This is a genomic window from Pseudomonas fluorescens group sp., assembly GCF_020093335.1.
Lineage (GTDB): Bacteria > Pseudomonadota > Gammaproteobacteria > Pseudomonadales > Pseudomonadaceae > Aquipseudomonas > Aquipseudomonas petroselini.
In genome coordinates, this window is sequence record NZ_JAIOKW010000041.1 from 1 (window position 1) to 23,286 (window position 23,286).

Below are 23,286 nucleotides of genomic sequence, written 5' to 3' on the forward strand. Positions count from 1 at the left end.
GCCCCCTCCCACATTGAAACGCATTTCAAATGTGGGAGGGGGCTTGCCCCCGATGAGGCCCGAAAGGCCTGCACAAAAATCAACTGAAGGAACCCACCATGCAAAACTGGCAACACTCGGTGATCTACCAGATCTACCCCAAAAGCTTCCACAGCCACGCGGGTAACGCCACCGGTGACCTGCTGGGCATCGTGGACAAACTCGACTACCTCAAATGGCTGGGTGTCGACTGCCTGTGGATCACCCCGTTCCTGCGCTCGCCACAGCGCGACAACGGCTACGACATCAGCGACTACTACGCCATCGACCCCAGCTACGGGACCATGGCCGACTGCGACCTGCTGATCAGCGAAGCGGCCAAGCGTGGCATCAAGCTGATGCTCGATATCGTGGTCAACCACACGTCCATCGAACACGAGTGGTTCCAGCAGGCGCGCAGCAGCCTCGACAACCCGTACCGCGACTTCTACATCTGGCGCGACCAGCCGAACAACTGGGAATCCAAGTTCGGTGGCTCGGCCTGGGAATACGAGGCGCAAACCGGGCAGTACTTCCTGCACTTGTTTGACCACACCCAGGCCGACCTGAATTGGGACAACCCCAAGGTGCGCGCCGAGGTGTTCAAGCTGATGCGCTTCTGGCGCGACAAAGGCGTGGGCGGTTTCCGCCTGGACGTGATCAACCTGATCTCCAAGCCCGCCGATTTCCCCGAAGACAGCAGCGACGGCCGTCGCTTCTACACCGACGGCCCGAACGTGCACGACTACCTGCAGGAAATGCACCGCGAAGTCTTCGAAGGGCACGACCTGATCAACGTCGGCGAGATGTCATCCACCAGCCTTGAACACTGCATCCGCTACTCGCGGCCGGAGTCGAAAGAGCTGTCGATGACCTTCAACTTTCATCACCTGAAAGTCGATTACCCGAACCTTCAGAAGTGGGTGAAGGCCGACTTCGACTTCCTGCAGCTCAAGCAGATCCTCTCGGATTGGCAACTGGGCATGCAGGCCGGTGGCGGCTGGAACGCGCTGTTCTGGTGTAACCACGACCAGCCACGGGTGGTCTCGCGGTTCGGCCATGACGGTGAGCACCGTGTGGTCTCGGCCAAGATGCTGGCGACCGCGCTGCACTTCCTCCAAGGCACGCCATTTGTGTACCAGGGCGAAGAGCTGGGCATGACCAATCCGGGCTTCGACAGGATCGAGCAGTACCGCGATGTGGAGACCCTCAACATCTTCCGGCTCAAGCGCGATGCGGGCGAGTCCGAGGCGTCGAGCATGGCCGCGATCATGCAGAAGTCCCGCGACAACGGCCGCACGCCGATGCAGTGGAATGCCCAGGCGAACGCCGGTTTCAGCAGCGGCGAGCCGTGGATCGGCATCCCGGCCAATGCGGCGCAGATCAACGTCGAGCGCCAGCTGGATGACCCGGATTCAGTGCTGCATCACTACCGTGCGCTGATCGCCTTGCGCCGTCACGAGCCGCTGATCCAGGCCGGTGTTTATCGCCAGTTGCTGCAAGACCATCTGCAGGTCTGGGCCTACCTGCGCGAAGGCCATGGCGAGCAGCTGCTGGTGCTGAACAACTTCTACGGCACGCCCTGCGAAATCCAACTGCCGGACGGCGTCATCAACCCGGCCAGCGAACAACGCCTGCTGATCAGCAACTACCCGGACTGCCCGGTGCGTACGGGCACGGTAGCGCTGCGCCCGTACGAATCGTTTGTGTTGCACCTCAAGGACTGAGGCCCGTTGTAACCCCGTGTGGGAGCACGGGGCGCGTTGAAAAAAACATAATAAAAATATCGGAGTGCTGCATGAAAACAACAATAAAGCTGGGCCTCGTTGCGTCTTGTCTGAGCCTGCCGTTTGGCGCTGAGGCGTTGGAATTCGCCGGTTACTTGCGCAGCGGCGCGGGCACTTCAACGGGCAGCGGCCCACAGCAATGTTTCCAACTGCCGGGGGCACAAACCAAGTACCGTCTGGGTAACGAATGCGAGCAATACGCCGAGCTGGAACTGCGCCAGGACCTGCTCACCCTTGATGACGGCTCGGTGCTCAGCGTCGATGCAATGGCTTCGCTCTACAACAAGTACGATCGTGAGCTGAAATTCCAGGGCGAAAACAACGGCACCGCGCGCATGCCGCAGCTGTATGCACAATGGTCCAACCTGCCCAGCCTCAATGGTGGCTCGCTGTGGGCCGGTCGGCGTTACTACAAACGTAACGACATCCATATCTCCGACTTCTACTACTGGAACCAGAGCGCCACAGGCGGCGGGATTGAGGACGTGCTGATCGGCGACCTCAAATACAGCTACGCCATTTCGCGCAAGGACAATCTGTATCAGAAGGCATACGCCACCCGTCACGACTTCAACGTCGCGGGCTTCAAGACCAACCCCGGCGGTGAGCTGGAACTGGGCCTGAGCTACATCGAAAAAGCCGGCGGGCGTGACACCAACAGCGGCTGGGCGATCACTGCGCAGCATGTGCAAAAACCTTTCCTGGGTGGCAAGAACAAGTTCGCCTTGCAGTACGGCGAAGGCCCCGGCACCGGCCTGGGCTACACCGGCAATACCTTCCTGGACAACAGCAGCAAAAGTTACCGCGCCGTGGAGTTTTTCGACTGGCAGGTGACCCCGCGTTTTGGTGGACAGGTCGAGGCGGTGTACCAGAAGGATATTCGTCCCGGCAGCCAGGACCAGACCTGGATGTCCATCGGTGTGCGCCCGGCGTATGCGATCAGCGAGGAGTTCAAACTGGTCACCGAGCTTGGGCATGATCAGGTCGACGCCACCGGCGGCACACGCAAACTGAGCAAGTTCACCTTCGCCCCGACCTGGTCCCCCAAAGGCCCGGAATTCTGGGCGCGGCCGGAGGTGCGCTTGTACTACACCTATGCAACCTGGAACGAGGCGGCCAAGCGCGCGGCGAATGAATTGGCGGCGGGGTCGGCGTTATCTGATACCGGTTCCTATGGCACGGCGCGGCATGGGTCGAACGTGGGTGTGCAAGTCGAATACTGGTGGAAATAGCGCGAACTCATGTGAATGCGCTTTGTGTGGGAGCTGGCTTGCCTGCGATGCGGGCGACTCGGTCTTTCAGTAAAACCGAGGCGATGCTATCGCAGGCAAGCCAGCTCCCACATTGGATCGTCGTCATCTTGGGGTTGCATCACCCAATGATTTTTACAGAACAAAACAGCAGGTGAAGTCATGACCCCATCTAAACCCCTGGAACTGCTGGCGCCCCTATCCGGTGTGCTGCTGGCACTGGACAAGGTCCCCGACCCGGTATTCTCCAGTCGCGTGATCGGCGACGGCCTGTGCATCGACCCGACCTCGCAGACCTTGTGTGCCCCGTTGGCTGGGGTGATCAGCAATATCCAGGACAGCGGGCATGCCGTCAGCATCACCGACGACAACGGCGTCCAAGTGCTGCTGCATATCGGCCTGGACACCGTCAACCTGGCAGGCCAGGGCTTCACCCGGCGGGTGCAGGAAGGCCAGCGGGTGGAGGCCGGGCAGGCGCTGATCGAATTCGATGCCGACTACGTGGCACTCAACGCACGCAGTTTGCTGACCTTGATGCTGGTGGTCAGCGGCGAGCCGTTTAGCGTATTGGCAAGCGGTCTTGTGGCGTCCGGCCAGCCACTGTTGCAGTTATCCCCAAGTGAAGCCATTGACGTGATGGACGAGGAGGAGGGCGAGGCACTGTTTTCCAAGCCGCTGACCTTACCCAACGCCAACGGCCTGCACGCTCGCCCAGCGGCGGTATTCGCCCAGGCGGCGAAGGGTTTCAAGGCCAGCATCTACCTGCACAAGCAAACCCAGAGCGCCAACGCCAAGTCGTTGGTGGCGATCATGGCGTTGCAAACGGTGAAGGGCGACACCCTGCAAGTGAGCGCGGCGGGCGAGGATGCCGAGGCGGCGATCAAGGCACTGGTGGCCTTGTTGGCGCAAGGCTGTGGCGAGGCGGTGGCGACCGTTGCCGAACCGGCCGCGACGGTATTGTCGGCGACGTTGCTTAAAGGCGTGTGCGCCTCACCGGGTTCGGCATTTGGCCAGGTGGTTCAGGTGATCGAGCCCGAACTGGCCATTCCTGAACACGGTACGGATGAAGCGACGGAGCGTGCCGCCCTGGCGCGTGGCTTGCTGGCTGCCACCGAGGCCCTGCGAACGTTGCAAGACAAGGCTTGCGGCAGTGCCCAGGCGGAGATTTTCCGCGCTCATCAGGAATTGCTCGAGGACCCGACCTTGCTCGAACAAGCCCACAGTCTGCTGGCTGACGGCAAGAGCGCCGCCTTTGCCTGGAACCGTGCCACGCTCGCCACAGCCAAGCTGTTCCAGGGTTCAGGCAATGCCCTGTTGGCCGAACGTGCGGCAGACTTGGCGGACGTCGGCCAGCGTGTACTGAAGCTGATCCTGGGGATTCAGGACAGCGCCTGGGACTTGCCGGAACGTGCAATCCTGATCGCCGAGCAACTGACGCCTTCGCAGACTGCCAGCCTGGATACCCGCAAAGTGCTGGGGTTCGTCACCGTCGGCGGCGGCGCGACCAGCCATGTCGCGATCCTCGCCCGTGCCCTTGGCCTGCCGGCCATTTGCGGTGTTTCGGCCGACGTGCTGGGGTTGGCCAATGGCAAACAAGTGCTGCTCGACGCCGACAAAGGCGAGCTGCACCTGGAGCCGAACCTGGCCGAGATCGAACACCTGGAGGCCGCGCGCAAACAGCAGGCGCTGCGCCATCAGCGCGACGTGGCGCAAGCGTCGTTACCGGCCACCACCCGCGACGGCCATCACGTCGAAGTCACCGCCAACGTGGCCTCGTTGCAAGAAGTGGAGCACGCCCTGACCCTCGGCGGCGAAGGTGTCGGCCTGTTGCGTTCGGAGTTCCTCTACCTGGACCGCCACCGCGCGCCGAGCCCCGAGGAGCAAGCCGGCACCTACACCGCGATCGCCCGCGCCCTGGGCTCCGAGCGCAACCTGGTAGTGCGCACCCTGGATGTTGGCGGCGACAAGCCGTTGGCCTATGTGCCCATGGACGCTGAGACCAATCCCTTTCTTGGCCTGCGCGGCATTCGCCTGTGCCTGGAACGTCCTGAGCTGCTGCGCGAACAGTTCCGCGCGATCCTCGCCAGTGCCGGGTTTGCGCGGCTGCACATCATGTTGCCAATGGTCAGCCTGCTGTCGGAGCTGCACCAGGCGCGCAAGATCCTTGAAGAGGAAGCGCTGGCGCTGAAGCTCACCGAGTTGCCGAAGCTGGGCATCATGATTGAAGTGCCGTCGGCGGCGCTGATGGCGGACGTGTTCGCCCCCCATGTGGACTTCTTCTCCATCGGCACCAATGACCTGACCCAGTACACGCTGGCCATGGACCGCGACCACCCGCGATTGGCCAGCCAGGCCGACAGCTTCCACCCGGCGGTGCTGCGCCTGATCGCCACCACGGTCAAGGCCGCCCACGCCCATGGCAAATGGGTGGGCGTGTGCGGCGCGTTGGCGTCCGAAGCGCTGGCGGTGCCGGTGCTGATCGGGCTGGGTGTGGACGAGTTGTCGGTCAGCGTGCCGTTGATCCCCACCATCAAGGCCACCGTGCGCGAGCTGGACCTGGCGGACTGCCAGATCATCGCCCGCCAGGTGTTGGGCCTGGAAGAAGCCTCCCAAGTGCGTGAGGCCCTGCGCCAATATCACGCGGCTACCGTTGAAACCTCACCTGTCGTGGAGCACTGAGCATGTTCGAGAAATTACAGCGGGCGTTCTGGAAGGCGCTGACGCCGGATTTGATTGCCGAGACCGTCACTGCGCCAAAGCAAAGTCTGTTGTCGGCCGACATGCTGAGGGCATTGGGTGGCGCGGATAATCTCAAGTCGCAGCAGCGTGTGGCGCTGACGCGGGTGCGGGTGCAGTTGCAGGATGCTGGGCGAGTGGATGAGGCGGCGTTGAGGGCGGCAGGTGTGTCTGGGGTGATGGTGTTGGCGGGCGGCGTAGTGCATCTGCTCACCGGCCTCTAAGCCAGGTGGAGATCCAAATGTGGGAGGGGACAAGCCTCCTCCCACATGGGTTTTGCTGTGTTCTTACAACTGCGGGTTATCTTCCGGCGGCTTAGTCTTGTCCACGCCCGGCACATGCAAGTTGCCTTCGACCACCTGGTTGCCTTCCAACTGCGGCTGGGTCACCCAGGTGAGGATGTCGTAGTAACGCCGGATGTTCGCCACAAAATGCACCGGCTCCCCACCGCGCGCATACCCATAGCGGGTCTTGCTGTACCACTGCTTCTGCGACAGGCGCGGCAGCATCTTCTTCACGTCCAGCCACTTGTTCGGGTTCAGGCCTTCGCGCTTGGCCAAGGTGCGGGCATCTTCCAAGTGGCCGGTGCCGACGTTGTAGGCGGCGAGGGCGAACCAGGTGCGATCCGGCTCGGCGATGCTGTCGTCCAGTTCATCCTTGATCTTGGCCAAGTACTTGGCACCGCCCATGATGCTTTGCTTGGGGTCCAGGCGGTTGGACACGCCCATCGCCTGGGCGGTGTTCTGGGTCAGCATCATCAGGCCGCGCACGCCGGTCTTGGACGTGACGGCCGGCTGCCACAGCGATTCCTGATAGCCAATGGCTGCCAACAGGCGCCAATCGACCTTTTCTTCCTTGGCATAGGCGCGGAAGTGTTTTTCGTACTTGGGCAAACGCTGCTGCAGATGTTGGGCGAAGGTGTAGGCGCCCACATAGCCGAGCACGTCGACGTGGCCGTAGTAGCGGTCTTTCAGACGCTGCAACGTGCCGTTTTTCTCGACTTTATCCAGGTAACTGTTGATCTCGTTGAGCAGGCTGTTGTCGTCACCGGCGGCGACGGCCCAGCTCTGGTTGCTGGCATTGCCGAGGTCGAACGCCACGCGCACGTTGGGGAAGTACACCTGGTTCATCGCCACTTCGTTGGAGTCCACCAGGGTCAGGTCGATTTGGCCCTCGTCCACCATGCGCAGCAAGTCGACGACCTCAACGGCGTCTGATTCTTCGTATTCAATGGCAGGGTTCTGCTTTTTAAGCGCTGCCAGTTGCTCGGCGTGGGTGCTGCCCTTGAGCACCATGATCTTCTTGCCCACCAGGTCCGCCGCATTGGTCGGGCGGGACTGGCCATTGCGATAGATGATCTGCGGGGTGACTTCAAGGTAAGGGTGGGAGAAACGTACCTGCGCCTGGCGCTGTTCACTGCTGACCAGGCCGGCCGCCGCGAGGACCGGGCCGTTGGGCTTGCCCAACTGGCCGAACAGATCGTCGAGGTTGTCGGCGGTCTCGATCTCCAGCTTCACGCCCAGGTCGTCGGCAAAGCGCTTGACCAGTTCGTATTCGAAACCGGTTTCACCGTTGCGGTCCTGGAAATAAGTCGCCGGGCTGTTCCGGGTAACCACCCGCAATACGCCATCCTCCTTGATTCGCTCGAGCGTGCTGGGCTTATCAACACAGGCGCTGAGCATCAGGAAGAGTCCGGTTGCGATGAGCCATTTGGCGCATCGCGGGCGCAAAGCAGTTGGGGAGAACATCTGCGCAGTATACGCAAACGGCCCACGGCGCCATATCTCGACAGCGCGGGACTTGTCTGCTAGCGCCCGCAAAACTGTGCTGTAGCCCGCAGAAACGTGGCTTGGCAGGGGATTGTGACGGTTAAAATAACTGCGCCGAATGCCCACTATGACCCCTCGAAAGGGCTGTAATCCGGCCAACTGACGTTCGGCGCCAGCCACCGGTAGCGTTTCGGGTGCCGTTGGCGACGGTTTACGCTAGAATGCACGGCCTCAAAGCACACCCCCTTCCCGAGGCTGTCCCGAAGATGTTGATCCTGCGCGGCGCTCCTGCCCTTTCTGCCTTTCGCCACAGCAAACTCCTTGAGCAACTGAGCCAGAAGGTTCCAGCGGTTACAGGCCTGTATGCTGAATTTGCTCACTTCGCCGACGTTACCGGCGTGTTGACCGCCGACGAACAGCAAGTGCTGGCGCGCCTTCTGAAGTACGGCCCAAGCGTTCCGGTTCAAGAGCCTAACGGCCGCTTGTTCCTGGTATTGCCGCGGTTCGGCACCATCTCGCCCTGGTCGAGCAAGGCCAGCGATATCGCCCGCAACTGCGGCCTGGACAAAATCCAGCGCCTGGAGCGTGGCATCGCTTTCTACGTCGCCGGCCAGTTCAGCGATGCCGAAGCCGAGCTGATCGCCAGCAGCCTGCACGACCGCATGACCCAGATCATCGTCAGCCAGTTGGAACAGGCTGCCGGCCTGTTCAGCCACGCCGAGCCCAAGCCGCTGACCGCGATTGACGTGCTCGGCGGTGGCCGCGCCGCCCTCGAGAAGGCCAACACCGAGCTGGGCCTGGCCTTGGCCGAAGACGAGATTGACTACCTGGTCAACGCCTTTAACGGCTTGAAGCGCAACCCGCATGACATCGAACTGATGATGTTTGCCCAGGCCAACTCCGAGCACTGCCGTCACAAGATCTTCAACGCCAGTTGGGACATCGACGGCGAAAGCCAGGAAAAAAGCCTGTTCGGCATGATCAAGAACACCTACGTGATGCACAGCGAAGGCGTTCTGTCGGCTTATAAGGACAACGCTTCGGTGATCGTCGGCTCCGTCGCCGGCCGTTTCTTCCCGGACCCTGAAACCCGCCAGTACGGCGCGGTGCAGGAGCCGGTGCACATCCTGATGAAGGTTGAAACCCACAACCACCCGACCGCGATTGCCCCATTCCCAGGCGCAGCCACCGGTTCCGGCGGCGAAATCCGTGACGAAGGTGCAACCGGCCGTGGCGCCAAGCCCAAGGCGGGCCTCACCGGTTTCACCGTGTCCAACCTGCAGATCCCAGGCTTCGAACAGCCGTGGGAAGTGCCGTACGGCAAGCCTGAGCGCATTGTGACCGCGCTGGACATCATGATCGAAGGCCCACTGGGCGGCGCCGCCTTCAACAACGAGTTCGGGCGTCCGGCGCTGACCGGTTACTTCCGTACCTTCGAACAGTCCATCACCACCCCGCGTGGCGATGAAGTGCGCGGTTACCACAAGCCAATCATGTTGGCCGGCGGCATGGGCAACATCCGCGAAGAACACGTCAAGAAAGGCGAGATCCTGGTCGGCTCCAAGCTGATCGTACTCGGCGGCCCGGCGATGTTGATCGGCCTGGGCGGCGGCGCAGCTTCCTCCATGGCCACCGGCACCAGCTCGGCAGACCTGGACTTCGCGTCCGTACAGCGCGAAAACCCTGAGATGGAGCGTCGCTGCCAGGAAGTCATCGACCGCTGCTGGCAGTTGGGTGACAAGAACCCGATCAGCTTCATCCACGACGTCGGCGCCGGTGGTTTGTCCAACGCCTTCCCGGAACTGGTCAACGATGGCGACCGTGGTGGCCGTTTCGAACTGCGCAACATTCCAAACGACGAGCCGGGCATGGCCCCGCACGAAATCTGGAGCAACGAATCCCAGGAACGCTACGTACTGGCCGTCGGCCCTGAAGACTTCGCGCGCTTCCAGGCCATCTGCGAACGCGAGCGCTGCCCGTTTGCCGTGGTCGGCGAAGCCACTGCCGAGCCGCAGTTGACCGTTACCGACAGCCACTTCGGCAACAGCCCGGTGGACATGCCGCTCGAAGTGCTGCTGGGCAAAGCCCCACGCATGCACCGTTCGGCGGTACGTGAAGCCGAATTGGGCGATGACTTCGACCCAAGCACGCTGGAATTGGCCGACAGCATCGAACGTGTGCTGCACCACCCGGCCGTGGCGAGCAAAAGCTTCCTGATCACCATCGGCGACCGCACCATCACCGGCCTGGTGGCCCGTGACCAAATGGTCGGCCCGTGGCAGGTTCCCGTGGCTGACGTTGCCGTCACTGCCACTAGCTTCGACGTCTACACCGGTGAAGCCATGGCCATGGGCGAGCGCACGCCGCTGGCCCTGCTGGACGCTCCGGCGTCGGGCCGGATGGCCATTGGTGAAACCCTCACCAACATCGCCGCGTCGCGCATTGGTAAATTGTCCGACATCAAACTGTCGGCCAACTGGATGTCGGCAGCCGGTCACCCAGGCGAAGATGCACGCCTGTATGACACCGTCAAAGCGGTCGGCATGGAATTGTGCCCTGAGCTGGGTATCACCATTCCGGTGGGCAAGGACTCCATGTCCATGGCCACCCGTTGGAACGAAGACGGCACCGACAAGAGCGTCACTTCGCCGCTGTCGCTGATCGTCACCGGTTTCGCACCGGTTACCGACATCCGCCAGACCCTGACCCCGCAATTGCGCATGGACAAGGGCACCACCGACCTGATCCTGATCGACCTGGGCCGTGGCCAGAACCGCATGGGCGCCTCGATCCTGGCACAGACCCATGGCAAGCTCGGCAAACACGCGCCGGACGTCGATGACGCCGAAGACCTCAAAGCCTTCTTCGCCGTGATCCAGGGCCTCAACGCCGACGGTCACTTGCTGGCCTACCACGACCGTTCCGATGGCGGCTTGCTGACCAGCGTCGTCGAGATGGCCTTCGCCGGTCACTGCGGCCTGAACATCGTGCTCGACAGCGTTGCCGAGGATGCCTCCGAAATCAACGGCATCCTGTTCAACGAAGAGTTGGGCGCAGTGATCCAGGTTCGCCAGGACGCTACCCCGGATGTGCTTGCACAATTCAGCGCCGCTGGCCTGGACGACTGCGTGGCGGTGATCGGCCAGCCGATCAACAACGGCGAGATCAACATCTCGTTCAACGGCGACACCGTGTTTGCCGGCCAGCGCCGCTTGCTGCAACGCCAGTGGGCCGAGACCAGCTACCAGATCCAACGCCTGCGCGACAACGCCGACTGCGCCGAGCAGGAATTCGACGTGATCCTGGAAGAAGACAACCCGGGCCTGAGCACCAAGCTCAGCTTTGACGTCAACCAGGACATCGCCGCGCCTTACATCAAGAAAGGCATTCGCCCACAAGTTGCCGTACTGCGTGAGCAGGGCGTCAATGGCCAGGTGGAAATGGCGGCCGCGTTCGACCGCGCCGGCTTCAATGCGATCGACGTGCACATGAGCGATATCCTCGCCGGTCGCGTTGACCTCAATGAGTTCAAAGGCCTCGTCGCCTGCGGTGGTTTCTCCTACGGCGACGTGCTGGGTGCCGGTGAAGGCTGGGCCAAATCGGCCCTGTTCAACAGCCGTGCCCGTGATGCGTTCCAGGGTTTCTTCGAACGCAACGACAGCTTCACCCTGGGTGTGTGCAACGGTTGCCAGATGATGTCCAACCTCAGCGAACTGATCCCAGGCAGCGAGTTCTGGCCGCACTTTGTGCGCAACCGTTCCGAGCAGTTCGAAGCCCGTGTTGCCATGGTGCAGGTGCAGGAGTCCAACTCGATCTTCCTGCAAGGCATGGCCGGTTCGCGCATGCCAATCGCCATCGCCCACGGTGAAGGCCATGCCGAGTTCGCCAGCGAAGAGGCCCTGCTTGAGGCTGACCTGTCCGGCACCGTTGCCCTGCGTTTCGTCGACAACCACGGCAAGGTCACCGAGACCTACCCGGCCAACCCGAACGGCTCGCCGCGCGGGATCACCGGCCTCACCAGCCGCGACGGTCGCGTGACCATCATGATGCCGCACCCGGAGCGTGTATTCCGCGCCGTGCAGAACTCGTGGCGCCCGGAAGAGTGGGACGAGGACGGCGCCTGGATGCGCATGTTCCGCAACGCCCGCGTGTGGGTGAACTAAGGCCGTGTACAAGCTCAGCTTCTTCGTGCCCGACAGCCACGTGGAGACGGTGAAAACCGCCGTCTTCGCAGCTGGCGGCGGGCGCATCGGCAACTACGACAGCTGCGCCTGGCAAGTGCTGGGCCAGGGCCAATTCCGCGCGTTGGACGGCAGCCAGCCGTTTATTGGGCAGGTGGGCCAGGTTGAAGTGGTTGAGGAATGGAAGGTTGAGCTGGTGGTGGCGGATGAGTTGATTGTGGCTGTCGTGGCTGCACTCAAGCTTAGCCATCCGTATGAGACACCGGCGTATGAGGTGTGGCAGCTGGCGGATTTTTGATCTGTTGGCTGTAGAAACAAGAAACCCGCTGGGCCAGTTTGGTCAGCGGGTTTTTTGTTGGCTGTAAGGGCCAATCGCAGGCAAGCCAGCTCCCACATTCGACCGCGTTTATCCTGAAGGAATGCAGTCGAATGTGGGAGCGGGCTTGCTCGCGAAGGCGTTGGGACAGGCGCGTCAGATCTTTCCCACAGGCCTTTCAGGTTGTCCCTCGGAACCCATCTCCCTAGCCTCCCTGCTTTGCATTTTCTCAGTGGTGGAATGTTATGAGTCTGACGACCAGAACTGATATGCGGCTATTGCATGGCGTGATGTATCACATCACAATCGCGCCATGATCGTTAGTTGGAAACATAAAGGCCTTCGCATCTTTTATGAAACGGGCTCAACGAAAGGGATCAATGCCAACCACGTGAATCGCTTGCGCCGTGTCTTGCTGATTTTAGACAGCGCGATTCATTGGAGCGATCTGGAACTGCCAGGTTGGCGCTTCCATCGCTTGAAGGGGGATCTTGTCGACTACTGGTCAGTGAGCATCAGTGGTAACTGGCGCATCATTTTTCGCATGTATGACGATCAAGTCGAGCTGGTCGACTATCTGGATTACCACTGAGAAGGGGTCTGTTTATGGGTATGCACAATCCTCCTCACCCAGGGGAAATACTGCTTGAGGATGTCATTCCCGGGCTGGGAATGACGATCACTGAAGTTGCTCGCCGCCTGGGTTTCGCTAGGGAAACCTTTTCAAGAATTCTTCATGGGCATGCGCCTGTTAGCCCTGATCTAGCTGTGCGGCTTGAGCGCGCGGGCATCAGCAAGGCCCAGATGTGGCTCTCAATGCAGAGCAGTTATGACCTGTGGCAGGCAGAGCATAGAGAACAGCCTGTTATTGAGCGGTTTGCTCGGATTGAGTAACCGAGATTAAAGCGCCCGGCTTTGGCCGGGTTTTCGTTGCCTGCGATGGCGTCGGTACAGGCGCCTCAGAGATTTCCTACAAGCCTTTCAGGTTGTCCCTCGGAACTCACCTCACTAACCTTTTCCCGTCGCTGCCAATTCAGTGACCGGGACTGCAAGCCCGCCGATAATTTGTTAGTGCTGAACAGCGCACCTATAATCATGCCGCTTTCATAAAGCGGTTATTGATTCATGGTGGCTGTGTGCGGGAGACCCTCGGGTCTGCCGAGGTTCCTAACAACTCGGTCTTGCAGACCCGTACACAGCTGCCACCCATCATCTGCAAGTGATGTCGGTAGCTCCCACTTTTTGTTAGGAGTTTTACCATGATCAAAAACAGTCCAAATCCTCCATCTGATTCTCAGCCCGCCGACCAACTCTTCACTGTACTACCCAACTTGAACAGCGAAACCCTGCTCGCCAATGCTTCCCAAGACCTGGCATCAGTCCAGGCACTGGCGGGCAATCTGGCGTTTGACGTCGACGGCCCCCAGCGTGATGCGGTGCTGGGGATTCATCGAATGGTGGAAGGTATCCAGTTGATGGTCGATCGGGTGTTGGACCTACAGGAAGTGCCGATCAGCAACTGAATACACCACACCCTGTGGCGAGGGAGCTTGCTCCCGTTGGGGTGCGAAGCGCCCCCAAAACCTGCCCAGCGTTCTGTCTGAAAAAAGGGGTGTTCTGAACAAGGGGCTGCTACGCAGCCCAGCGGGAGCAAGCTCCCTCGCCACAGGGGGATCAGGCGTTGATTGGGTGGGTAACCAACCGCTCCAGCGCCTCACTCAACCCGGATGCCTTGTCACCAATCAACAGGTGCCAAACACCGCTTTCCAGCTGGCTCACACCTTGGCAACCCAGTGTCGGTCAGTCACTGAATACACCACACCCTGTGGCGAGGGAGCTTGCTCCCGTTGGGGTGCGAAGCGCCCCCAAAACCTGCCACAGCGTTCTGTCTGAAAAAAGGGGTGTTCTGAACAAGGGGCTGCTACGCAGCCCAGCGGGAGCAAGCTCCCTCGCCACAGGGGGATCAGGCGTTGATTGGGCGGGTCACCAACCGCTCCAGCGCCTCACTCAACCCGGAGGCCTTATCACCAATCAACAGGTGCCAAACACCGCTTTCCAGCTGGCTGACACCTTGGCAACCCAGTGCAGTGAGATCAGCTTCAGACAACCCCGAATCATCCCCCAACTCCACCCGCAACCGGGTCATCGCCACGGCTTCCAGCTGCCGCACATTCCCACGGCCACCCAAGGCGCTCAGCCATTTCTCGGCTTCCTGCACATTCACTGCCAGCGGCTTATCCACAAGCGCAACCGTCATAGGTGTGCTGGCAACAAACGACGGCATGGCCAAGCGAATCTCATCAGCAATGCTGTCGGCCATCGGCCCAACCACCACCTGCAAACTCCCGCCGTTCCCCGGTCGAACCACAGCCATGGCACCCAGTGCTTTCAGCTCCGCATCCACCGCCTTGTTGCGATCCACCATGTCCAACCGCAGGCGTGTGGTGCAGGCGCCAACGCTCAGCAGGTTCTCCGCGCCGCCCAGGGCTTGGATGTATGCCGTGGCCCGCTGGTTATCCGTCATCACCTCAGCCTGCACCACCTGGATATCTTCCCGGCCCGGCGTTTTCAGGTTGAAGCGACGAATGCAGTAGTTGAACACGCTGTAGTAGATCACCGCGTAGGCCAACCCAACCGGGAACACCAGCCAGCCATTGGTGGACTTGCCCCAACCCAGCACCATGTCGATAAACCCACCGGAGAAGGTAAAGCCCAGGTGGATATTCAGCATATTGGTGACAGCCATCGACAGGCCCGTCAGCACGGCGTGAATCAGGTACAAAAACGGCGCAAGAAACATAAACGCAAATTCAATCGGCTCAGTCACCCCGGTCAAGAACGAGGTCAGCGCCATCGACAGGAAAATCCCACCCATCACCTTGCGTCGTTCCGGCAATGCATTGCGGTACATCGCCAAACACGCAGCCGGCAGGCCAAACAGCATCACTGGGAACATGCCGGTCATGAACTGGCCGCCTTTGGGGTCGCCTGCAAAGTAGCGGGTCAGGTCACCGGTCACGACCGCCCCGGTCACCGGGTCGGTAAAGGTGCCAAACACAAACCACGCCATGTTGTTGAGGATATGGTGCAGGCCGGTAACGATCAGCAGGCGGTTGAACACGCCGAACACAAACGCCCCCAGGCTGCCGCTTTCCATCAGCAAGACGCCGAAGCTGTTGATGCCATGCTGGATCGGCGGCCAGATCAAACCAAAAATAACGCCCAAGCCGACCGCCGAAAACCCGGTGACAATCGGCACAAAACGCCGCCCACCAAAGAACGCCAGGTACTCCGGCAGTTTGATGTCCTTGAAGCGGTTATACAGCCCGCCCGCCATCAGGCCGCTGGCGATCCCCGCGAGCATGCCCATGTTGATGGTGGTGTCCATCACCTTGAGCGTGGAGACCATCACCAGGTAACCAATCGCCCCGGCCAGCCCCGCCGTGCCGTTGTTGTCGCGGGCGAAACCCACGGCAATGCCGATGGCGAAGATCAGCGCCAGGTTGGCGAAGATCGTCTGCCCGGCGTCGTGCATCACCGCGATGTTCAGCAGGTCGGTGTCGCCCAGGCGCAGCAGCAGGCCGGCGATCGGCAGGATTGCGATCGGCAGCATCAGCGCGCGGCCGAGGCGTTGCAGGCCTTCAATAAAATGTTGGTACATGGCGTGTCTCCTTTTTTCTTGTTGTTGTCAGCTCAGCGGCCAGTGGTGTTGACAGGCTTGGCGAACGGCCTTGGCGCTGCTCAGGTCGAGCAGGCCCTGGCTCAGTTGCCGGCATTGCGCCGCATCCAGGTGGCGGACGCGGTCCTTGATTTCGCCGATCTGCAGCGGACTGACGGACAGTTCACTGACCCCCAGGCCAACCAGCACCGGTGTGGCCAGCGGGTCGGATGCCAAGGCGCCACACACGCCGACCCAACGCCCGTGTTTCGCAGCGCCCGCGCAGGTTTGGGCGATCAGCCGCAGCAGCGCCGGGTGCAACGCATCGACGCGGGCGGCGAGGCCGGCGTGGTCGCGGTCCATCGCCAGGGTGTACTGGGACAGGTCATTGGTGCCGATGGACAGGAAGTCTGCATACCGCGCAAGCTGCTCGGCCATCAGTGCAGCGGCGGGCACTTCGATCATCACGCCCAATTCGGGGCGCTGGGTCAGTTCCAGCTCCACGCACAGCTCATCCAGGCGTTGGCGGATGTGCAGCAGTTCATCGACCTCGCTGACCATCGGCAGCAGGATCCGGCAGCGCGCCAGCGGACTGACTTGCAGCAGGGCGCGCAGTTGCTGGTCGAGCACGTCAGGGCGCACCTGGGCCAGGCGAATGCCACGCAGGCCCAGCACCGGGTTGGCTTCGACGGGCAGCGGCAGGTAGTCGAGTTGCTTGTCGCCACCCACGTCGATGGTGCGGATGATCACTGACTTGTCACCCATGGCATCCAGCACGGCTTGGTAGGCGTGGCGTTGTTCCTGTTCATCGGGCGCGGTGCGGCGGTCGACGAAGAGAAATTCGGTGCGCAGCAGGCCGACGCCATCGGCACCGTTTTCAAAAGCAACCTGGGCTTCGGCGCTGGAGGCGACATTCGCGGCGACCTCAATGCTCACACCGTCGGTGGTGTGAGCGGGTTGTTGGGCTTGGGCCTGTTGCTGCTGGCGCCGCAACTTTTGCGCGTCGCGAATCTGGTGCACTTCAGCGTGGCGCGCATCGCTGGGGGCCAGTTCCAGGCGACCGTTGGCGGCGTCCAGCACCACGCGTTGGCCCTGGGGCACGTCGAGTACGTCGGCGCCCAACGCCACTACGCAAGGCAGGCCTTTACCCCGAGCCAAAATGGCTACGTGAGAAGTGGCGCCGCCTTCGGCCATGCAGAGGCCGACGGCGTGTTGCGCACTCAGTTGCAGCAGGTCAGACGGCGTCAGTTCATGGGCGCTGACAATCGCCCCGGCCGGCAATTCGAAGTGCCAGGCTTCACCCAGCAATGCGCGCAGCACCCGTTGTTGCAGGTCACGCAGGTCATTGGCGCGCTCGGCGAACAGCGGTTTGCCCAGGGCCAGCAGCACTGCGCATTGCGCCTGGATTGCATCGCGCCAGGCATGGGTAGCCGCGCTGCCTTGTTCAATCGAGCCGGTCGCAGCTTCGAGCAAATTAGGGTCTTCCAGCAGCGCGAGGTGGGCGGCGAAGATGTCCTCTTCCTCGGTGTTCTTGCGCTGGCGGGCGTGGTCGAGGGTGCTGCGGATTTCACTGCGCACTTGCTCCAGGGCCGCGTCCAGACGCTGCAGTTGCTCATCGGCAGAGTGGTTGCCAGTGTCGGCAGGCAGTTCGATGCCGGTCAGGCGGAACAGCGGCCCGCACACCAGGCCCGGCGCAGCACACACGCCTTGCAACACACCGACTTCGGTATTCGCCCGGCGCGGCGCGGCGGCTGCGGCGGGGGCGTGGTGTTCTTCTTTAATGACGGCGGACAAGGCCGCGACCAACGCCTGCAGCGCCGCCTCAGCGTCCTTGCCACGACAGCTCACACGGACCTCATCACCTTCACCAATGCCCAGGCCCATCAAGCCAATCAGGCTGTCGCACGACGCCGACTTGTCGCCAAAATGCAGTTGCGCCTGACTGCTGAAACCCTGCGCGGCCTTGCGCACTAATGCCGCCGGACGCGCATGCAATCCGCCCCGATGGGTAATGCGTACGCTGGCGCTGGCTTCACCTGCCGAGTTATCCACAGGTGTTTCAGCCGACGCCGCCGAACGCGCCACGATCTGCAACAACGGCTCGCCGACCTTGACCGTTCGCCCGGCAAGCGCACGCAATTCGAAGCGCTCGCCATTGGTCAGGATGATCAGGCTGACCAGGCTCTTGCACTGGCGCGCAATCCGGTCCAGGTCAAACTGAACCAGGGCTTGGCCCTGGCTCACCCGCGCGCCGTTCTTCACCAGCAAGGCAAACCCCTCGCCATTCAGTTCCACCGTATCGATGCCCACATGCATCAACACCTCGGCACCGTTCTTGGCGCGGATCGTCAGGGCGTGCCCGGTGCGTGCGACGTGGATGATTTCCCCGTCAAACGGCGCGTGCAGGCAATCATTCAGCGGGTCGATGGCAATGCCGTCGCCCATGGCGCCACTGGCGAACACGTCGTCGGGAACATTGCCCAGGGTCAGTACCGGCCCGCTGAGGGGGGCGCAGAGGGTCAGATCATTATTGTTGTTGGACATGGGCACGGTACTCATCAGGAAAACACGGCACTCGACTCAGTGAGTGCGAGTGACTTTGCTCAGGTGGCGCGGTTGGTCCGGGTCCATGCCCCGGGCGACCGCCAGGCCTGCAGCCATCACGTAGAAACTCTGGATCGCCAGGATCGGGTCCAGGCTCGGGTGTTCGGCGCGGCTCAAAGTCAGGTCGCGCTCGGCGATATCGTCCGGCGCGGCCAGCAACACGCGGGCGCCGCGTTGGCGCATGTCGGCGGCCAGGCTCAGCAGGCCGGCTTGCTCGGCGCCGCGTGGGGCGAATACCAACAGCGGATAGTTATCGCCAATCAACGCCATCGGCCCGTGGCGCACTTCGGCGCTGCTGAACGCTTCGGCCTGGATCGCCGAGGTTTCCTTGAGCTTGAGCGCGGCTTCCTGGGCGATGGCAAAGCCGGCGCCTCGGCCGATGACCATCAATTGCTGGCAATCGCGCAGGGCGTCGATGGCTGTGGTCCAATCCTGCTTGGCGGCTGTACGCAGCTCGTCGGGCAGGGCGCGGCAGGCTTCGAGCAAATCGGCTTCCTGGTTCCAGTGGCCGATCAACAACGCGCTGGCGCTGAGGGTGGCGATAAAGCTTTTGGTGGCGGCCACGCTGTGTTCCGGCCCGGCGCACAGCGGTATATGAAACTCGCAGGCGGCTTCCAAGGGCGAATCTTCGGCGTTGACCAGCGAAACGCTCAAGGCGCCACGTTTACGCAGCAGGCGCAGGCTGTTGACCAGGTCCGGGCTCTGCCCCGATTGGGAGAACCCAAATGCGACCTGGCCGCTGACTTTCATCGGCGCTTGCAACAAGGTCACCACGGACATGGGCAATGACGCGACCGGAATGCCCACATGTTGCATGGCCAAGTACGCGAAGTAGCTGGCGGCATGGTCCGAGCTGCCACGGGCGATGGTCATCGCCACTTGCGGCGGCTGGCGGCGCAGGCGGCCGGCGACTTCCTCCAGCAACGGGTCCAGGCGTTGCAGCTGCGCCGCGACGGCGTCGCAGGAGGCCAGGGCCTCTTCAAGCATTTTTGAAGTCAATGGTTTCTCCTTCGACCATTACGTCGGTGAGTGTCAGGGAGCGGTCCAGGCGCACGCAGTCGGCAAAACTGCCGGGTTGCAGGCGGCCGCGTTCTTCCAGGCCCAAGTAGTCCGCAGGAAATTGCGACAGGCGTTGTGAGGCTTCGCTGATGGGCAGGCCGATCTTCACCAGGTTGCGCAGCGCCTGGTCCATGGTCAGCGTGCTGCCGGCCAGGGTGCCGTCGGCCAGGCGCACACCGCCCAGGCATTTGGTCACGGTGTGGCTGCCCAGCTTGTATTCGCCATCGGGCATGCCGGCGGCGGCGGTGGAGTCGGTGACGCAGTACAGGCAGGGGATCGCGCGCAGTGCCACGCGCATGGCGCCGGGGTGGACGTGCAGCAGGTCGGGGATCAATTCGGCGTACTGGGCGTGCGCCAGCGCGGCGCCGACGATGCCGGGCTCGCGGTGATGCAGCGGGCTCATGGCGTTGTACAAATGGGTGAAGCTGGTGGCACCGGCGGCGAGGGCGGCGACGCCTTCTTCATAGCTGCCCAGGGTGTGGCCGATCTGCATGCGCACGCCGCGTTCGCTGAGGGCGCGGATCAGCGCATCGTGGCCGGCGATTTCCGGCGCGATGGTGATCACCCGGATCGGCGCCAGGCGCAGGTAGGCTTCCACTTCGGCCATCAACGCGGTGTGGGCGAAGTTGGGTTGGGCGCCGAGTTTGCCTGGATTGATGTAGGGACCTTCCAAGTGCACGCCGAGCACACGGGCGCTGCCTGTAGGACGTTGCTCGCAGAAGGTGCCGAGCTGGCCGAGCACGCGGGAGATTTCATCCACCGGTGCCGTCATGGTGGTGGCCAGCAGCGAGGTGGTGCCGAAACGCACGTGGGTGCGGGTGATGGTCTCGAAGGCTTCAACGCCTTCCATGATGTCCTTGCCGCCACCGCCGTGCACATGCAGGTCGATAAAGCCGGGCAGCAAGTAGGGCAAGTCGTTGTCAGCCGGGTCGCACGGCGTGCCTTCGATGGCGACGACCTTGCCGTGCTCGTGCACCAGGCGGCCGCGAATCCAGCCGCTGGGCGTGAGGATGTTGTCTTCGGACATGGGCAGTTCTCTAAATTCGCAGTTCAGCGGAATAGTCATGGCGGCGCAGTTCTGCGACGAAGTCGTAGTAGTCGTTGCGGCAGTAGGTGTCGGTGATTTCAATCGGCGTGTTGTCGGCGGTGTAGCCGACCCGGGTCATCAGCAACATGGCGGTGCCGGGAGCAATACCTACCAGCTTGGCGAACTCATCCGAGGCATTAATGGCCTGGATGTGCTGCAGGGCACGCACCACAGGCTTACCGATGCTTTCCAGGTATTCGTACAGCGAATTGCCGATGGCTTGCGGGTGGGGCAGCACTGAAGCGGGCATGGCGGTCATTTCAATCGCCATGACCGTGTCATCGGCTTTGCGCAGGCGTTTGAGGCGCGCCACTTTGTCGGTGGGCGACAGGCCCAGGCGGATCAGCTCTTCGTGGGTCGGCGGGGTGATATCGCGCTCCAGCCACTGGGAGGTGGGGACAAAACCCTTCAGCCGCAGCATCTCGCTGAAGCCCGACAGGCGTGACAGCGGTTGTTCCAGGCGCGGCGTGATAAACGTGCCGGAGCCTTGGCTGCGGCGGATGAGGCCTTGGGCAAACAGCACTTCCAGCGCTTTACGCGCAGTCACTCGCGAAATACTCAACTGCTCGCTGAGGGCGCGCTCCGACGGCAGTGCCTGTTCGGATTTCCACTGGCCGGCATGGATCGCCGCTTCGAGGTTGCGCGCCAGTTGCAGGTACAGCGGCGTGGATTGTTTGTCGTCGGGACGCAGCGTCAGGATGGGGTTCATCTGTGAGGTTTCCGATGCGGTTATTGGAGTGTTGTCGCCCGGTGTGGGCCGGAAATTAATACCACTTAAATACCATGTCAATGCTGCCAAAACGGTGCAAGCACCGGTTTTAGGGCGCTCTATTGGTGCCTGGTATCAAGTGGTATTAGAGAGGTCTTTATCGCGCGCAGAAGTGCGCAGCCCGCACGGTGAACTGGTATTCACCGGCAGGCGCTGCCAGGGGCAGGAATTATTTTCAGATTATTTTACGAACGGTACGAGATTACGGCCGAATCTCGATCAGGGTGCCGTCTTTGACCAGGGTCCAGACTTCACGCATATCCACATTGCGCATGCCGATGCAGCCGTCGGTCCAGTCCAGGGTGTGGAACCACTGCTCCGGGTAATCCTCGGTGTCGGGGGTGCCGTGGATCATGATCATGCTTCCCGGCTTCACGCCTTCGCGGCGGGCGCGGGCGGCGTCGCTGATATTCGGGTAGGAGATGTGCATGGCCAGGTTGAAGCGCTCGCTGGTCTTGCGCCAGTCGATCCAGTACAGGCCCTCCGGCGTGCGGCGGTCGCCCTCGATCAACTTGTGGCCCTTGGGGTTTTTGCCCAGGGAAATACGGTAGGTCTTAAAGGGCTTGCCGTCGTTGATCAACTGCAGCTGGTGGGCGGACTTGAGCACCAGGACTTTTTCGACGGTTTTACCGCCCAGGGTTTCCACGGTGGAGGCCGATGACAGGGTAACGAACGACAGGCAGATAAGAGCAAGCAACCAACGCATTGAAACGGTATCCCTTTAAAGGCCATCTGCCGGAGTGTTATGGGGTGGGCTTGCCCATTGGCGGCACGGCCTCGCTGCGCACCGGGAACGACTGTTGCCGACGGTCAGCGAAAAAGTATTCTAGGGTACGCCCCACGGTGCGGAAAGCCAGCTCGGACCAAGGGATGTCGGCTTCGTCGAACAACTGCACTTCAAGGCTTTCGGGGCCGGCGGCGTAGTCCAGGTCCACCAGCTCGGCGCGGTAGAAGATATGCACCTGGTTGATGTGCGGCACATCGATCAGCGTGTAGAGGCTCAGGTTGTGCACGCGGGCGCAGGCTTCTTCCAGGGTTTCGCGGGCGGCGGCCTGTTGCACCGTCTCGCCGTTCTCCATAAACCCTGCGGGCAGGGTCCAGTAACCCAGGCGCGGCTCGATGGCGCGGCGGCACAGCAGCACTTTATCGCCCCACACCGGTACGGTGCCGGCGACGATATTGGGGTTCTGGTAGTGGATGGTCGAGCAGTGATCACACACAAAGCGCAGGCGGCCGTCGCCTTCGGGGATGCGTTGGGTAACCGGTTTACCGCACTGGCTGCAGAAATTCATGCTGGGGTTCCTGGAAAGTGCGTCTATCTTGGCGTGACGGGCAGGGCGCTGCAAGTTGTCGTTTAGCGACACTGCGCGGGTTTTGGGGTTGGGCACCCGCACGCTTTGGTGCATGATGCAAGGTAGCCAACAGACCGAGATGACTCATGCTGGACGAGCTACTTCGCCGGGTAAGCAATCACACGCCGCATACGCTGGAAACGGACGGACGTTTCCCCGAGGCCGCTGTATTGGTGCCGATTACCCGCAGTGACGAACCTGAGCTGATCCTGACCCTGCGCGCCAGCGGCCTGTCGACCCATGGTGGCGAAGTGGCCTTCCCCGGCGGGCGCCGCGACCCCGAAGACCCGGACCTGATCTTCACCGCGCTGCGCGAGGCCGAAGAAGAAATTGGCCTGCCGCCTGGGCTGGTCGAAGTGATCGGCCCCCTGAGCCCGTTGATCTCCCTGCATGGCATTCGCGTCACGCCGTATGTGGGCGTTATCCCCGATTACGTCGAATACCTGGCCAACGATGCCGAGATTGCCGCCGTTTTCAGCGTGCCGTTGGACTTCTTCCGACAGGATCCGCGCGAACATACCCATCGGATTGATTACCAGGGCCGCAGTTGGTACGTGCCCAGCTATCGGTTCGGCGAATACAAGATTTGGGGGCTGACGGCAATCATGATCGTCGAGCTGATCAATCTGCTCTATGACGACGCTCAGATCAGCCTGCATCAGCCGCCCAAGAGCTTCATCAATACCTAAGCCATCGCTTG

General features: G+C 61.8%; 18 protein-coding genes. 10 read left to right on the top strand and 8 right to left on the bottom strand.

The genetic code is table 11. From position 1 onward, the window contains the following. Positions 1-98 precede the first annotated feature (98 nt). The 4 genes from treC (at position 99) to K7431_RS26395 (ending at position 6,015) form a co-directional block, all read left to right on the top strand. Positions 99-1,745: an alpha,alpha-phosphotrehalase gene (treC, locus tag K7431_RS26380; RefSeq protein WP_015885721.1), complete on the top strand. Its 1,647-nt coding sequence runs from the start codon at positions 99-101 to the stop codon at positions 1,743-1,745. Positions 1,746-1,816: 71 nt separating this feature from the next. Continuing rightward, positions 1,817-3,037, top strand: a complete 1,221-nt coding sequence (locus tag K7431_RS26385; RefSeq protein ID WP_015885720.1) for a maltoporin — start codon at positions 1,817-1,819, stop codon at positions 3,035-3,037. A 180-nt stretch (positions 3,038-3,217) separates the two neighbouring features. After that, the gene (ptsP, locus tag K7431_RS26390; RefSeq protein ID WP_015885719.1) at positions 3,218-5,734 is read left to right on the top strand and encodes a phosphoenolpyruvate--protein phosphotransferase; all 2,517 of its coding nucleotides are present in this window, start codon (positions 3,218-3,220) and stop codon (positions 5,732-5,734) included. Positions 5,735-5,736: 2 nt separating this feature from the next. Continuing rightward, a complete protein-coding gene (locus K7431_RS26395; RefSeq protein ID WP_043205847.1) occupies positions 5,737-6,015 on the top strand; it encodes a PTS transporter subunit EIIB in 279 nt (92 codons plus the stop codon). 63 nt (positions 6,016-6,078) lie between these two features. On the opposite strand, the gene mltF is transcribed toward K7431_RS26395, so the two are convergent. Beyond that, positions 6,079-7,539 (bottom strand): membrane-bound lytic murein transglycosylase MltF, encoded by a 1,461-nt coding sequence (gene mltF / locus K7431_RS26400; protein ID WP_015885718.1) that lies wholly within the window; start codon positions 7,537-7,539, stop codon positions 6,079-6,081. A 287-nt stretch (positions 7,540-7,826) separates the two neighbouring features. Between mltF and purL the strand changes: the two genes are divergently transcribed. The 5 genes from purL (at position 7,827) to K7431_RS26425 (ending at position 13,580) form a co-directional block, all read left to right on the top strand. Next, positions 7,827-11,723 carry a phosphoribosylformylglycinamidine synthase gene (purL, locus tag K7431_RS26405; RefSeq protein ID WP_015885717.1) on the top strand — a complete coding sequence of 1,299 codons (3,897 nt, stop codon included), beginning with the start codon at positions 7,827-7,829 and terminating at the stop codon, positions 11,721-11,723. Positions 11,724-11,727: 4 nt separating this feature from the next. Beyond that, positions 11,728-12,039, top strand: coding sequence for an NIF3 1 (locus tag K7431_RS26410; protein ID WP_015885716.1), 312 nt, complete (start codon positions 11,728-11,730; stop codon positions 12,037-12,039). Positions 12,040-12,370: 331 nt separating this feature from the next. Further along, positions 12,371-12,649: a type II toxin-antitoxin system RelE/ParE family toxin gene (locus K7431_RS26415; RefSeq protein ID WP_015885715.1), complete on the top strand. Its 279-nt coding sequence runs from the start codon at positions 12,371-12,373 to the stop codon at positions 12,647-12,649. A gap of 14 nt (positions 12,650-12,663) precedes the next feature. Beyond that, a complete protein-coding gene (locus tag K7431_RS26420; protein WP_010207958.1) occupies positions 12,664-12,951 on the top strand; it encodes a HigA family addiction module antitoxin in 288 nt (95 codons plus the stop codon). A gap of 365 nt (positions 12,952-13,316) precedes the next feature. Next, entirely contained in the window at positions 13,317-13,580 is a 264-nt protein-coding gene (locus K7431_RS26425; protein ID WP_015885714.1) for a DUF6124 family protein, read from the top strand. A gap of 440 nt (positions 13,581-14,020) precedes the next feature. Here the strand turns inward: K7431_RS26425 and nagE are convergent, their stop codons facing one another. The 7 genes from nagE to K7431_RS26460 form a co-directional block, all read right to left on the bottom strand. Next, positions 14,021-15,718, bottom strand: coding sequence for an N-acetylglucosamine-specific PTS transporter subunit IIBC (gene nagE, locus K7431_RS26430; protein ID WP_015885713.1), 1,698 nt, complete (start codon positions 15,716-15,718; stop codon positions 14,021-14,023). A gap of 27 nt (positions 15,719-15,745) precedes the next feature. After that, the gene (gene ptsP, locus K7431_RS26435; RefSeq protein ID WP_043205846.1) at positions 15,746-18,259 is read right to left on the bottom strand and encodes a phosphoenolpyruvate--protein phosphotransferase; all 2,514 of its coding nucleotides are present in this window, start codon (positions 18,257-18,259) and stop codon (positions 15,746-15,748) included. Between the two features lie 36 nt (positions 18,260-18,295). Beyond that, the gene (locus K7431_RS26440) at positions 18,296-19,306 is read right to left on the bottom strand and encodes an SIS domain-containing protein (RefSeq protein WP_015885711.1); all 1,011 of its coding nucleotides are present in this window, start codon (positions 19,304-19,306) and stop codon (positions 18,296-18,298) included. Continuing rightward, positions 19,299-20,405 (bottom strand): N-acetylglucosamine-6-phosphate deacetylase, encoded by a 1,107-nt coding sequence (nagA, locus tag K7431_RS26445; RefSeq protein WP_015885710.1) that lies wholly within the window; start codon positions 20,403-20,405, stop codon positions 19,299-19,301. The genes K7431_RS26440 and nagA overlap by 8 nt, the downstream gene beginning before the upstream one ends. Positions 20,406-20,415: 10 nt before the next feature. Continuing rightward, the gene (locus K7431_RS26450) at positions 20,416-21,174 is read right to left on the bottom strand and encodes a GntR family transcriptional regulator (protein WP_015885709.1); all 759 of its coding nucleotides are present in this window, start codon (positions 21,172-21,174) and stop codon (positions 20,416-20,418) included. A 262-nt stretch (positions 21,175-21,436) separates the two neighbouring features. Further along, positions 21,437-21,940, bottom strand: a complete 504-nt coding sequence (locus K7431_RS26455) for a L,D-transpeptidase family protein (RefSeq protein ID WP_015885708.1) — start codon at positions 21,938-21,940, stop codon at positions 21,437-21,439. 37 nt (positions 21,941-21,977) lie between these two features. Next, entirely contained in the window at positions 21,978-22,526 is a 549-nt protein-coding gene (locus tag K7431_RS26460; RefSeq protein ID WP_043205844.1) for an NUDIX hydrolase, read from the bottom strand. A gap of 146 nt (positions 22,527-22,672) precedes the next feature. On the opposite strand from K7431_RS26460, the gene K7431_RS26465 reads away from it, so the two are divergent. Then, positions 22,673-23,275, top strand: coding sequence for a CoA pyrophosphatase (locus K7431_RS26465; RefSeq protein WP_015885706.1), 603 nt, complete (start codon positions 22,673-22,675; stop codon positions 23,273-23,275). Positions 23,276-23,286: the final 11 nt, after the last annotated feature.

Excerpts from the sequence above, each read along its gene's own strand:
- treC (WP_015885721.1), top strand. The coding sequence starts at position 99 with ATGCAAAACTGGCAACACTCGGTGATCTACCAGATCTACCCCAAAAGC.
- K7431_RS26385 (WP_015885720.1), top strand. The coding sequence starts at position 1,817 with ATGAAAACAACAATAAAGCTGGGCCTCGTTGCGTCTTGTCTGAGCCTG.
- ptsP (WP_015885719.1), top strand. The coding sequence starts at position 3,218 with ATGACCCCATCTAAACCCCTGGAACTGCTGGCGCCCCTATCCGGTGTG.
- K7431_RS26395 (WP_043205847.1), top strand. The coding sequence starts at position 5,737 with ATGTTCGAGAAATTACAGCGGGCGTTCTGGAAGGCGCTGACGCCGGAT.
- mltF (WP_015885718.1), bottom strand. The coding sequence starts at position 7,539 with ATGTTCTCCCCAACTGCTTTGCGCCCGCGATGCGCCAAATGGCTCATC.
- purL (WP_015885717.1), top strand. The coding sequence starts at position 7,827 with ATGTTGATCCTGCGCGGCGCTCCTGCCCTTTCTGCCTTTCGCCACAGC.
- K7431_RS26415 (WP_015885715.1), top strand. The coding sequence starts at position 12,371 with ATGATCGTTAGTTGGAAACATAAAGGCCTTCGCATCTTTTATGAAACG.
- K7431_RS26420 (WP_010207958.1), top strand. The coding sequence starts at position 12,664 with ATGGGTATGCACAATCCTCCTCACCCAGGGGAAATACTGCTTGAGGAT.
- K7431_RS26425 (WP_015885714.1), top strand. The coding sequence starts at position 13,317 with ATGATCAAAAACAGTCCAAATCCTCCATCTGATTCTCAGCCCGCCGAC.
- nagE (WP_015885713.1), bottom strand. The coding sequence starts at position 15,718 with ATGTACCAACATTTTATTGAAGGCCTGCAACGCCTCGGCCGCGCGCTG.
- ptsP (WP_043205846.1), bottom strand. The coding sequence starts at position 18,259 with ATGTCCAACAACAATAATGATCTGACCCTCTGCGCCCCCCTCAGCGGG.
- K7431_RS26440 (WP_015885711.1), bottom strand. The coding sequence starts at position 19,306 with ATGCTTGAAGAGGCCCTGGCCTCCTGCGACGCCGTCGCGGCGCAGCTG.
- nagA (WP_015885710.1), bottom strand. The coding sequence starts at position 20,405 with ATGTCCGAAGACAACATCCTCACGCCCAGCGGCTGGATTCGCGGCCGC.
- K7431_RS26450 (WP_015885709.1), bottom strand. The coding sequence starts at position 21,174 with ATGAACCCCATCCTGACGCTGCGTCCCGACGACAAACAATCCACGCCG.
- K7431_RS26455 (WP_015885708.1), bottom strand. The coding sequence starts at position 21,940 with ATGCGTTGGTTGCTTGCTCTTATCTGCCTGTCGTTCGTTACCCTGTCA.
- K7431_RS26460 (WP_043205844.1), bottom strand. The coding sequence starts at position 22,526 with ATGAATTTCTGCAGCCAGTGCGGTAAACCGGTTACCCAACGCATCCCC.
- K7431_RS26465 (WP_015885706.1), top strand. The coding sequence starts at position 22,673 with ATGCTGGACGAGCTACTTCGCCGGGTAAGCAATCACACGCCGCATACG.